12 protein-coding genes are annotated in these 11,754 nt (G+C 31.8%); 10 read left to right on the top strand and 2 right to left on the bottom strand.

Annotation, left to right across the window (positions count from 1 at the left end; all coding sequences use genetic code 11):
- Nucleotides 1–17 precede the first annotated feature (17 nt).
- Entirely contained in the window at nucleotides 18–428 is a 411-nt protein-coding gene (locus CLOCEL_RS20535) for a DUF2752 domain-containing protein (protein WP_010074120.1), read from the top strand.
- A 125-nt stretch (nucleotides 429–553) separates the two neighbouring features.
- On the opposite strand, the gene CLOCEL_RS23375 is transcribed toward CLOCEL_RS20535, so the two are convergent.
- Nucleotides 554–727: a hypothetical protein gene (locus CLOCEL_RS23375; RefSeq protein ID WP_010074119.1), complete on the bottom strand. Its 174-nt coding sequence runs from the start codon at nucleotides 725–727 to the stop codon at nucleotides 554–556.
- Nucleotides 728–1,059: 332 nt separating this feature from the next.
- On the opposite strand from CLOCEL_RS23375, the gene CLOCEL_RS20530 reads away from it, so the two are divergent.
- From CLOCEL_RS20530 to CLOCEL_RS20495, 7 genes are all read left to right on the top strand, one after another.
- Nucleotides 1,060–1,986 carry a M15 family metallopeptidase gene (locus CLOCEL_RS20530; RefSeq protein WP_010074118.1) on the top strand — a complete coding sequence of 309 codons (927 nt, stop codon included), beginning with the start codon at nucleotides 1,060–1,062 and terminating at the stop codon, nucleotides 1,984–1,986.
- Nucleotides 1,987–2,020: 34 nt separating this feature from the next.
- Nucleotides 2,021–3,136 (top strand): amidase domain-containing protein, encoded by a 1,116-nt coding sequence (locus tag CLOCEL_RS20525; protein ID WP_010074117.1) that lies wholly within the window; start codon nucleotides 2,021–2,023, stop codon nucleotides 3,134–3,136.
- Between the two features lie 356 nt (nucleotides 3,137–3,492).
- Entirely contained in the window at nucleotides 3,493–4,671 is a 1,179-nt protein-coding gene (locus tag CLOCEL_RS20515) for an ABC transporter substrate-binding protein (RefSeq protein WP_010074115.1), read from the top strand.
- 60 nt (nucleotides 4,672–4,731) lie between these two features.
- On the top strand, nucleotides 4,732–5,634 hold the full coding sequence (locus CLOCEL_RS20510; RefSeq protein ID WP_010074114.1) for a branched-chain amino acid ABC transporter permease: 903 nt from the start codon (nucleotides 4,732–4,734) through the stop codon (nucleotides 5,632–5,634).
- Between the two features lie 3 nt (nucleotides 5,635–5,637).
- Nucleotides 5,638–6,711: a branched-chain amino acid ABC transporter permease gene (locus tag CLOCEL_RS20505; RefSeq protein WP_010074113.1), complete on the top strand. Its 1,074-nt coding sequence runs from the start codon at nucleotides 5,638–5,640 to the stop codon at nucleotides 6,709–6,711.
- Complete coding sequence (locus CLOCEL_RS20500; RefSeq protein ID WP_010074112.1) at nucleotides 6,689–7,459, top strand: ABC transporter ATP-binding protein; 771 nt, start codon at nucleotides 6,689–6,691, stop codon at nucleotides 7,457–7,459. The genes CLOCEL_RS20505 and CLOCEL_RS20500 overlap by 23 nt, the downstream gene beginning before the upstream one ends.
- Entirely contained in the window at nucleotides 7,452–8,171 is a 720-nt protein-coding gene (locus tag CLOCEL_RS20495) for an ABC transporter ATP-binding protein (RefSeq protein ID WP_010074111.1), read from the top strand. The genes CLOCEL_RS20500 and CLOCEL_RS20495 overlap by 8 nt, the downstream gene beginning before the upstream one ends.
- Before the next feature lie 150 nt (nucleotides 8,172–8,321).
- On the opposite strand, the gene CLOCEL_RS20490 is transcribed toward CLOCEL_RS20495, so the two are convergent.
- A complete protein-coding gene (locus CLOCEL_RS20490) occupies nucleotides 8,322–8,879 on the bottom strand; it encodes a GTP pyrophosphokinase (RefSeq protein WP_423199207.1) in 558 nt (185 codons plus the stop codon).
- A gap of 316 nt (nucleotides 8,880–9,195) precedes the next feature.
- Between CLOCEL_RS20490 and CLOCEL_RS20485 the strand changes: the two genes are divergently transcribed.
- Complete coding sequence (locus CLOCEL_RS20485) at nucleotides 9,196–10,920, top strand: ferredoxin hydrogenase (RefSeq protein ID WP_010074109.1); 1,725 nt, start codon at nucleotides 9,196–9,198, stop codon at nucleotides 10,918–10,920.
- A gap of 253 nt (nucleotides 10,921–11,173) precedes the next feature.
- Nucleotides 11,174–11,440: a hypothetical protein gene (locus CLOCEL_RS20480; RefSeq protein ID WP_010074108.1), complete on the top strand. Its 267-nt coding sequence runs from the start codon at nucleotides 11,174–11,176 to the stop codon at nucleotides 11,438–11,440.
- The last annotated feature ends 314 nt before the right edge of the window (nucleotides 11,441–11,754 follow it).

Below are 11,754 nucleotides of genomic sequence, written 5' to 3'. Positions count from 1 at the left end.
TATGGTGGAGAGTAAGAATGAAAAAAAAGGTAATAGTTTTTTTAAAGAATCAAGGGGCCATGATATTAGCTTTGATAATGGCGATTCTTATCTTTGGAGATTGTCCTATAAGACGAATTTTTGGAATACCTTGTCCGAGCTGTGGGATAACTAGGGCTTGCAAAGCTGCATTTCATTTGGACTTTGCATCAGCTGTTTATTATCATCCACTGTTTTGGCTTATTCCTGTTGCTTTGCTATACATAATGTTTGGAAGAAAGCCTCTTTGGGGAAGCAAAAAAAATGAGAAAATATTTTATATTACTATTATAATAATTATCATTTTGGTATACATTTATAGGATGATAACTATGTTTCCTAATATTGAACCTATGACTTATAATAGTGATTCTACAATAGAAAAATCTTTAGATGTATTCAGGAAATAGATCTGAATTTATCATTTTAAGTTTTTAGTTAAAATTAAGAGGGCTGAATGTAAACAAAGATATTAACATTGTTTGCATTCAGCCTTTTATTATGTAGTAAGGGTTTAGCGGTTAAAAGTATGGTTCTATTTTTTAGAAATAGAATTATTGTCATCAGTTATAGCGGGAAGAGTGGTACTAGCAACAGTAGTTACGGGAGTATTTTGCTGATTGCTTCCGTAACCAGACATTAGAGTTAAAGATAAACTAGCAGTTATTATAAATGTAGTAGTTGTAAGTATACTGTCACATTTTCTCATATATAAACCTCCCTAAGATATTTAAATTACTTAAGCTATTTAAGTAATAATTTATATTTTTATTATATTAGTTGATTGTGACAAAATTGTGTCAAAAAACAAATATGTAAAAATATACATGTATTTAAATTGAAAATACATAATGCATTAAAATGGATTTGGTTGCAAGTTTAAGTAAAATAACAAACAGCATATATATCCAATTATTGAAGCTACATTGAAAACCTATATTTATACAATTAAAGTTAATTTATATATACGAATAATCATTAATGTAAAGGGAAAAAATAAAAAATGTCTATGAAATAATAAGTGAAAAAAGGTGGGTATTTATGAGGAAAATAGCGACGATATTTTTAGCTGTTATACTTTCTGTAACGTGCTTTCAAGCAAAAGGTGAGGAGTCAAGTGAAGATAACAATATTACCCTTGATGAGAAATATAAAACTATTATGAAACAAGATTTATTATGTCTTATGATGGGATATCCAGATCACATAGAAGGAGTTGTTAAAGAAAATAGCGGGCTGATATACGTTGTTATGAAGTCTGGAAATAAGATACTTTATGATGACATGGTAAAAAAGAATATTGACCAAAAATTAAAGAATCCAGATCTTCAAGATATGCTAGAGCAAGTATATCCGCTTACATCGATTAGTTCTGTTATGAAAGAAAATTTTGATCCAGGAAGGATACGGGTTTATTCACTTCTTCATGAAGTATATGGTAAAAATAAAGGTGAAATAGAAAAAAACTTAAGGTGTGCAGTTAATGGACTTCGATTTAATAGCAATAATTATGCAAATGATAGGCTTGTTCAAATAATGAAACAAATTGGAACACTATCTCAGACTAATGGAAAAGCAATGGCTTGCGTATATCCTATAAATGGAACCTACAATTATAGAGTGATATCTGGTACAGGAAGGTTAAGTCCTCATAGTTTTGGAATAGCAATAGATCTTGCAAGTAATCCTAAAGATTATTGGCAGTGGGCATCTTTAGAACAAGGAAATCAAAGAATAAAAGAGTATCCTAAAGAACTGCCACAAGTATTTGAAAATAATTATTTCATTTGGGGCGGCAAGTGGAGCCATTTTGATATTCTTCATTATGAATATCGTCCTGAGATCATTATAAAGGCAAGATATTTTAGAGACGGTTCTGAAAATATCACACCTTGGTATGGAGCTGTAGATACTAAAAATGAAAAGGTAGCTCATAGTATAGAAGTTATAAACAACGCGGTAGGATGATTAGCTATCTAGCTTACGATGAAGGGGTTGTAATATGGATAAGAAATCTAAAAGAAGAATTTTACTCATAAGATATATCTTTTTTATTTTGCTTTTTTGCTCAAGTATCATTTCTTTGGTTAAGGGTGAGGCTATTGATACTGTTGCAGCAGTTACTAAAGAAGAGGCACAAGAAATAATTAAGGATATATTCCTAATAAAGAATAATTCTATGATAATTGGGGATTTAGAACCCATAAAAACTATTTATAATATGAAAACCAAGTATGGAATTTGGGCATATGAATACGAACAAAGTAGAGATAGGTATCTTCACAATTGGGAAGAGAAGCAAGGTGCAGAATTTATAGAAATAAACCCTGACATTGTGATAAAGAGTGTAAAAGGTAATAAGGATAGTATGTCTATAAATTTCTTATGTTCGACAGAATATAAATATAGATATGAAAAAGATCCAGTTGCTATCAATAGTTTTCGTTTAGGTACCTATCATGTTATGTCTTTAGCAAAGTCAGATAATACATGGATAGTCACAAAAGAGTGGTATAAAGATCCTCTCGGAGATTCTTTAGATTTAAAAAACTTAAAGGTTGAAGCAATAAGACAATATATAGTTTCGCAAGGACCTAGAGATTTTTCAAATTTAAATGAAAGAAGACGTGGTGCTATTGCTTATGCTGAACAATTTTGCGGTTCTGCAAGTGAGCCAAAATATGGATTTAAGTATAATAGTAAGTATGTAGACTTTAATCCTCAAGGTGGAGATTGTGCTAACTTTGCATCTCAGATACTCTTTGAAGGTGGAAAGTTTAAAAAGACAGCAGGTTGGAACTATGATAGAGGAAGTGCTACTGGACCATGGGTTAATGCAGATAAATTTAAAAGATATATGTTAAACAGTGGAAGAGCTTCAGTAATAGATTATGGTGATTATAACAAGGTTTATAAATCCTCTTATAAGCTGCTTCCAGGTGATTTTGTAGCATATGAAAAGAAAGGAGATATTACGCATATTTCTGTAGTTAGTGGTGCTGATTCAAAGGGATATTCTTTGGTTACTTGTCATAATAGTGATAGAAATAAGGTGCCTTGGGATTTGGGGTGGAATGAAACTAATGTAAAGTTTTGGTTAGTGAGGGTTCATTTTTAACAAAGCCATTAGAAATTATGCTGGGAAAAAGAGATACTTACAAAAGTGTTTATTATAGAAAAATTGAAAAGCAAACCTATATAAATAAAAAAATCCATCTCTTGATTAAAATGGTAAAAGGGGTGGATTTCTTTAATTTATCTGATAATTTGAATTAACAAACTGTTAAACAAATTAACTAAATGATAAAAAAATAATTTGTAATTTAATAAAGTGTTATTTATGAATATAAAAAAGTATAAAGCAGTTATCATTGACAGGATATTATTAACTAATATATAATTAAGGAAAAATGTATTTAAAGTAAGAGAAATAAACAAATAACAATTTATTCAACATGAATGGGAGTGGAGAGTATGAAAAAAAAGTTAGCTATGTTACTTAGTACTTTACTATTAGCGACAAGCTTTGCTGGTTGTGAAGTCGAAAAGACTGGAAGTTCATCTAATGCAAGTTCTGATGTAATCAGAATTGGTGTATTTGAACCGTTGACAGGTGCAAATGCGGCAGGAGGACAAATCGAAATCAAAGGATTAGAGGTTGCTAAAGCATTATATCCTGAAGTGCTAGGAAAGAAAATTGAATTAGTTACTGTAGACAACAAGTCTGATAAGGTTGAAGCTGCAAATGCTGCATCAAGATTAGTTGAGAAAGAGAAAGTTTCTGCAATCATAGGAAGTTGGGGAAGTTCCTTATCATTAGCAGCAGGGGAAACTGTAAAAAATGGTAAGATACCTACTATTGGTACATCTTGTACAAACCCTATGGTAACAGAAGGAAATGAATATTATTTTAGAGTTTGTTTTATAGATCCATTCCAAGGTGAAGTTATGGCAAACTATGCATTTAATAAGTTAAAAGTTAAAAAAGCAGCTATAGTTCAAGAAGTATCAAATGACTATGCGGTTGGTTTATCTAAATATTTCGAAGATAATCTTTCAAAACTTACTGGAGATAAAAATTGTATAGTTGAAAAAGCTAATTATAATACAGGAGATACTGATTTCTCTGCACAGCTTACAAATATAAAACAAAAGAATCCAGACGTAATATTTGCTCCTGGTAACTTTACTGAATCTGCGATGCTTACTAAACAAGCAAGACAACTTGGAATTACATGTCCAATACTTGGAGGAGATACTTGGGAAAATCCAGACTTCTTATCAATAGGCGGAGATGCTGTTGAAGGAGTTACTTTCTCAACATTCTTTGATGCAGCAAATCCTTTAACTAATGAAACAACAAAATTCTTAAACAAGTATAAGGAAATGTACGGAAATGAAGAACCAGCTGCAGTTGCGGCATTAGCTTATGACGCTTATCTTTTATTAGTACAAGCTATAGAAAAAACAGGACTAACTGATTCTGGCACAGTTGACTCTGTAAAACTTAGAGATACAATAGCGGAAATTAAAGATTTCCAAGGTTCAGCTGGTGTACTTAACTTTGATAAAAACAGAAATGCGATTAAGCCAGCAATAATTAAAACTGTTGAAAAAGGTAAGTTTAAATATCTTGATGTAGTACAACCTTAAGAAATAAAGATACTGGGGAGAACTAGAAAGTTCTCCCTAAATTTTAAAGGAGAAATAACTATGAACATAATGAGTCTAGACACGTTTTTTCAGCACTTAGTTAATGGTATCTCTTTGGGAAGTCTTTATGCACTTATAGCAATTGGGTACACAATGGTGTACGGAATACTAAGGCTTATTAATTTTGCTCACGGAGACATATTTATGATGGGAGCATATTTTGCTTTCTATAGTATAGTGGTCTTTTCAATGCCATGGTATGTAGCAGTAATTGTTGCTATAGCAGTAACCTCTGTTCTTGGAATTGTTATTGAGAGAGCGGCATATAAGCCTCTTAGAAATGCACCAAAGACGTCTATTTTAATTTCAGCTATAGGTGTTTCTTTTCTTTTAGAAAGTGTAGCTACAGTTGCTTTTGGAGGTACACCAAAGTCTTTTCCGCAGATAGCATTATTTACAGATAATATAACTATTGGATCGGTTACAATGCAAAAGCTTACAGTAATAATACCAGTTGTAACAATTATATTATTGGTAGGGTTATTATATCTTGTTAATCGTACAAAGGTCGGAATGGCTATGAGAGCTGTTTCAAGGGATTATGAAACTTCTGCACTTATGAGTATTAATACAAACAGAATAATTTCACTTACTTTCGTTATAGGTTCTTTACTTGCATCAGTAGGTGGAGTTATGTGGGGACTTAAATATACTACATTATTACCATTGATGGGACTTATGCCTGGAATTAAATGCTTTATTGCAGCTGTAATTGGAGGAATTGGAGATATCAAAGGAGCAGTTTTAGGTGGATTTATCTTAGGGCTTACAGAAGTAATGCTAGTAGCCTTTGCGCCTGGACTTACTGGATACAGAGATGCTTTTGCATTTATTCTTCTTATAGTCATATTACTTGTTAAACCAGAAGGAATAATGGGAAAAAATGTTGCGGAGAAGGTGTAGAATATGAAAAAGAAAAACTTAATATTAACGGCGATATTTTTAGTAGTCTTATTTCTAATGGTATTTGTAGCAGATAAAAATATGGATTCATATAAAGTTAGAATTTTAAACTTATGTGCTATATATGTAATTTTAGCTGTAAGTATGAATTTGATTAATGGTTTTACGGGATTATTTTCTTTAGGGCATGCTGGATTTATGGCGATAGGAGCATATACAACAGCACTTTTAACCATGTCTTCAGAGACTAAAGCTCAGGTGTTCTTTATGCAACCAATAATCGAACCACTTGCAAATTTACAAGTACCATTCCCTGTAGCTTTATTAATCGGCGGGATATTATCTGCGCTAGTTGCACTTTTAATTGGAGCGCCAATTCTTAGATTAAGAGGTGATTATTTAGCTATTGCGACACTAGGATTTGGAGAAATAATAAGAGTTATTTTTACTAATACTCAAAATATAACAAATGGATCAATGGGAATAAAATCTATACCAGCGAATACTAATTTATGGTGGTCCTTTGGAATAGCAGTAATAACAGTAATCTTAATAGCATCTTTAATAAACAGCAGTCACGGGCGAGCTTTAAAGGCTATAAGGGAAGATGAAATAGCAGCAGAAAATATGGGAATAAATTTATTCAAACATAAGATGATATCTTTCGCTATAGGTGCATTTTTCGCAGCTATTGGTGGTGGATTAATGGCAAGTTTAATTTGTACAATAGATCCACTTATGTTTAGATTTACGATGACCTACAACATATTACTTATCATAGTATTAGGTGGAATGAGCAGTATATCAGGAAGTGTAATTTCTGCTTTTGTAATTACTATTGCAATGGAAGCATTGAGATTTTTAGATGAGAGTATAAACTTGGGCTTTGTAAGATTAAAAGGAATATCAGGAATGAGAATGGTTGTATTCTCCATACTACTTATGGTTGCAGTGCTATTCTTCAGAAACGGACTCATGGGCAATAAGGAGTTTACTTGGGATGGCATAAGAGCTTTTATAAGAAGAATAGCAAAGGGAAAAGGAGATGAGAAGAGTGGAGCTTTTAAAAGCCAATAATCTTACTATGAGATTTGGAGGAATTACTGCAGTAAAAAATCTAAATCTAACCTTAAATGAAGGTGAAATCATATCCATAATAGGACCAAATGGGGCAGGAAAAACAACTGCTTTCAATATGATTACAGGAGTGTATGCACCAACAGAAGGAGTAATAACTTTTAATGGTGGACAAATAAATGGATTAAAACCTGATGTTATAGCCAAAAAGGGTATATCTAGAACCTTTCAAAATATAAGGTTATTTAAGGAATTATCAGTTTTAGATAATGTATTAATAGCAAACCATCTTCATGTTAAATCTTCTTTCTTAGGAGGTATGTTAAAGTTACCGAAATATAGAAGTGAAGAAAAAGAGATGATAGAAAAATCTCTTGAGCTTTTAGATAAAGTTGGACTTTTAGAATATAAAGACGTAAAAGCAAGTTCGCTTCCTTATGGAAAACAAAGAAGACTCGAAATAGCGAGAGCTCTAGCAACAGAACCAAAGATATTATTATTAGATGAACCAGCGGCAGGTATGAATCCAACAGAATCACAAGAACTCACAGATTTTATAAGGGATATAAGAAAAGAATATAACCTTACGATTTTATTAATTGAGCATCATATGCAACTAGTTATGGGTATTTCTGATAGAATTTACGTTTTAGATTATGGTGCTGTAATTGAGGAAGGAACTCCTTCTAAGATTCAAAATAGTAAAAGAGTTATAGAAGCATACTTGGGGGTGAGTGAAGATGCTTAAAGTAGAAGATTTGGTTGTAGCTTACGGAGGCATTGAAGCTTTAAAAGGAGTCAATATAAAAGTTGAAGAAGGAAAGATAATTACTATAGTAGGTGCTAACGGAGCTGGGAAAAGCACTTTGCTTAGAACTATTGTTGGACTTGAAAAACCAAAGGGCGGCAAAATAAGCTATGAAGGTAATGATTTATTAAAGGAAAAGACTAGGAACCTTGCGCAGAAGGGATTAACCCTTGTCCCAGAAGGAAGAAGGATTTTCCCAAATCTTTCAGTTTTAGAAAATATTAAACTTGGAGCTTATTATAGAAAAGATAAAAAGGCTATAGAAGAGGATATTAAATGGGTGTATTCATTATTTCCTAGGTTAGAAGAAAGAAAATGGCAGCAGGCAGGAACACTTTCTGGTGGTGAGCAGCAGATGCTAGCTATAGGAAGAGCTCTTATGTCAAAGCCAAAGCTTTTAATGATGGATGAGCCATCTTTGGGACTTGCACCTATAGTTGTTCAAGATATTTTTAATATAATGAAAGAAATTCATAAACAAGGAGTTACTATATTACTTGTTGAACAAAATGCAAACCTTGCATTAAAAATTGCAGACTATGGATACGTAATGGAAACTGGAATTATTACAATGCAAGGTACAGGAAAAGAACTGCTTCTAAATGAGGAAATTAAGAAAGCATATTTGGGAGAAACAGTTAGCGCAGTATAACTAAAAGACTATCTAAGAAGTAACCTTAAGGTTGATATCTCTTAGATAGTCTTTTGTTTATATATTTCAGTGATATTCTTTCGATAGTTATATTGAATTTCAAGTTGGCACAAAAATTTTTAATGTGGGTTCAATTGTGAAATTTATGTGCTATTTATATTTTTGAATTTCCTCGTTTAACATAAGCATTTCTGCATCTAGAGCATTAACGGTATCAGCGCATAACTTTAAGTTGTCTAAAATGTACTGGGGTGGGGTTTTTTCGAATTTGTAGTGTATTTTATGTTCAAGGCTTGCCCAAAAATCCATAGCAACTGTACGGATTTGTATTTCGACTTTCATTGGCTCAGTTTTTTCAGATAAAAACACAGGAACCTCTACTAAAAGATGTAAACTTCTATAACCATTAGGTTTTGGACTTTTAATATAATCTTTTACTTTTAAAAGAGTAATATCACTTTGACTAGTGATTAGTTCAAATATTTTATATATATCAGAAGTAAACGAACAAATCACTCTTATTCCAGCAATGTCGCTTATATGGGTTTTCATATTCTCAGCAGTTATTTCAAAGCCTTTTCTCTTAAGTTTTTTTACGATGCTTTCAGGTGTTTTTATCCTTGATTTAATATGTTCAATTGGATTGTGGTCATGTATAACCTGAAATTCATCATTTAATATCGTAAGTTTCGTATCAACCTCTCTCAAGGCACAGTTATACAAGAGCATTAAATGCTTGAACTCATTAAAAATAGTCGAAGGATTAGAAATTTCCCGAGAGAAGTTGTCCAATTCTGATACCAACTAAAGATCACTCCTTATGATTTGTATTTCTACAATTATAGCATGAATTATTAAAATAAACACAAAAAATAATTCAAAAATGAATTTTCACCAAAAATACTGTAATAATATGGAGTGCAAAAATAAATAATAATAAATAAAAATATAATGTTATTTTTTTAACAATTATGATAAAATGAATAAGGAAAAAACAATAAAAGTTCATTAGGGGAGGACACCAATGAAAACTATAGTTATTGATGGTAATGTGATAGAGACTAGTGATGTTACTACGATTTTAAAATTAGCGAAAGATAACAACATAGATATTTCTACACTATGTTTTTTACCTGACTGTATAGATATAGGCAACTGTGGGGTATGTAAAGTAGAAATTCAAGGAAGAGAACAGTTGGTTACAGCGTGCAATACGTTAGTAGAAGATGGAATGGTTATCGATACGAAATCTGAAAGAGTTGCGGAAGCAGTTAAAGGAAGATTGTCAGAGTTATTAGATAAGCATGAATTTAAATGTGGAACTTGCCCGAGAAAAGAAAATTGTGAGTTTTTAAAGTTAGTTATTAAACATAAAGCGAGAGCAACTACTCCGTTTATGCCAAAAGATAAAACAGAGTATTTAGATGTTAGAAGTAAATCTATAATAATAGACAGAACTAAATGTGTACTATGTGGAAGATGTGAAGCAACTTGTGAAAGTAAAACAGGTACTGCTTCAATTAAGATAGTTAGAGATGGTGACCTGGTTAGAGTTAGCACTACAGATGATAAGTGCTTTGATGATACAAATTGTTTACTATGTGGACAATGTGTTGCTGTCTGTCCAGTTGCTGCATTGTCAGAAAAACCACACATAGACAGAGTAAAAGAAGCTTTAGAAGATCCAGAGAAACATGTTATTGTAGCTATGGCTCCATCTGTAAGAACAGCTTTAGGGGAGCTATTTAAAATGGGATATGGTGTAGATGTAACAGGAAAAATATATACTGCACTTAAAGAATTAGGATTTAATAGGATTTTTGATATAAACTTTGGCGCTGATATGACTATAATGGAAGAAGCTACAGAACTTATTCAAAGAATAAATAATAATGGTCCATTCCCAATGTTTACATCTTGCTGTCCAGGTTGGGTGAGACAAGCTGAAAATTATTATCCAGAATTATTATCTAATCTTTCTTCAGCAAAATCACCACAACAAATTTTTGGTGCAGCTACAAAATCTTATTATCCTTCTATATCAGATATAGATCCTAGTAAGATATTTACTGTAACTATAATGCCATGCACAGCTAAGAAATACGAGGCAGATAGACCAGAGATGGAAAATGACGGTCTTAGAAATATAGATGCAGTAATAACTACAAGAGAGTTAGCTAAGATGGTAAAGGATGCGAAAATCAATTTTGCAACTCTTGAAGATGGTGAATGTGATTTAGCTATGGGTGAATATACTGGTGCTGGAACGATCTTTGGTGCAACAGGTGGGGTAATGGAAGCTGCGCTAAGAACTGCTAAGGATTTTGTTGAGAAAGCTGATCTTCATGATATAGAATATGAAGCAGTAAGAGGTTTGAATGGAATAAAAGAAGCAACTGTTGAAATCGGCGGAAGTGAGTATAACGTAGCAGTAATTAACGGTTCTGTTAATGTATTTGAATTTATCAAATCTGGAGCATTAGATAGAAAACAATATCACTTTATTGAAGTTATGGCATGTCCGGGCGGATGCGTGAACGGAGGAGGTCAACCTCATGTACCAGTAGCAGATAGAATGGATATGGATATAAGATTAGTAAGAGCATCTGTATTATATAATCAAGACAAAAATCTTCCAAAGAGAAAGTCTCATGAAAATGAAGCTTTAAAAAGAATGTATGATAGTTATTATGGAACTCCAGGGGAAGGCTTAGCACATAAGCTTTTACATGTAAAATATAAAAAATAAATTGACATATATTCGTATATAAAAGAGGGTCATATGAAATTTTATGACTCTTTTTTTATTTTTGTGTTGACAAAAGAACATATGTTCGGTAATATAATAGTATACAGGGGTTCCAATAAAACCTAGATTAATTCACAAGGTTTAAAACAGTGATAATGATAGTTAGAAGTTTTAATAAGCTTTCATTTTATAATACTGAGGGTATACATAAGAAAGTTATTTAATAACATAAACAAAGGAGATGTGTATTAAGGTGCAAAATCTTTTAGTTAGAGTAAGCTATAAATTAGACGAGATGAATTTACATAATATTTGTGACACAAAGGTAAGCTATATAGGTAATAAAGATATTTTAGGAAACTTAATGGTGGGTGGAATGGTTACAAAGAATTCTGGAACTTTTACATTTCAAGCAGAAGACATTGAGGAAGCTAAGACTATTGCTTTCAGCAATCCACTTATAAAACATAGATTGGCAAGCTACAGAGATATAAATTATAATTTCGAAATTCAGGGGTAAATGAAAAAGGGATATTACAAATAGGGAGAATTATTAATTAGATATAGAATTACATATAGTTTTTCGAACCGAAATCTTGATTTATTTAAAAGTCCATACTTTTTATAATATAGATAGACTAGTATCTCGACAAATCTACTTTTCTAAAATATTACAAAGATAAATCGGAATTTCAGTATAGAAATATTCAATATACTCTAATGAGGTAGTCTGAATATATTTTGTTTAGATCAGCAAAAATGTTCTATGGGGATGGAGCATTTCATTGGATTATATGATAAATACATAGTTATGTTGAAGTTTCCGTACACTCA

It is taken from the genome of Clostridium cellulovorans 743B (assembly GCF_000145275.1).
Classification (GTDB): domain Bacteria; phylum Bacillota; class Clostridia; order Clostridiales; family Clostridiaceae; genus Clostridium_K; species Clostridium_K cellulovorans.
The sequence above is the reverse complement of the archived record's forward strand: the minus strand, read 5'-3'. Positions and strand labels throughout refer to the sequence as shown.

Coding starts and splice junctions, on each gene's coding strand:
- CLOCEL_RS20535 (WP_010074120.1), top strand. CDS start 18: ATGAAAAAAAAGGTAATAGTTTTTTTAAAGAATCAAGGGGCCATGATA.
- CLOCEL_RS23375 (WP_010074119.1), bottom strand. CDS start 727: ATGAGAAAATGTGACAGTATACTTACAACTACTACATTTATAATAACT.
- CLOCEL_RS20530 (WP_010074118.1), top strand. CDS start 1,060: ATGAGGAAAATAGCGACGATATTTTTAGCTGTTATACTTTCTGTAACG.
- CLOCEL_RS20525 (WP_010074117.1), top strand. CDS start 2,021: ATGGATAAGAAATCTAAAAGAAGAATTTTACTCATAAGATATATCTTT.
- CLOCEL_RS20515 (WP_010074115.1), top strand. CDS start 3,493: ATGAAAAAAAAGTTAGCTATGTTACTTAGTACTTTACTATTAGCGACA.
- CLOCEL_RS20510 (WP_010074114.1), top strand. CDS start 4,732: ATGAACATAATGAGTCTAGACACGTTTTTTCAGCACTTAGTTAATGGT.
- CLOCEL_RS20505 (WP_010074113.1), top strand. CDS start 5,638: ATGAAAAAGAAAAACTTAATATTAACGGCGATATTTTTAGTAGTCTTA.
- CLOCEL_RS20495 (WP_010074111.1), top strand. CDS start 7,452: ATGCTTAAAGTAGAAGATTTGGTTGTAGCTTACGGAGGCATTGAAGCT.
- CLOCEL_RS20485 (WP_010074109.1), top strand. CDS start 9,196: ATGAAAACTATAGTTATTGATGGTAATGTGATAGAGACTAGTGATGTT.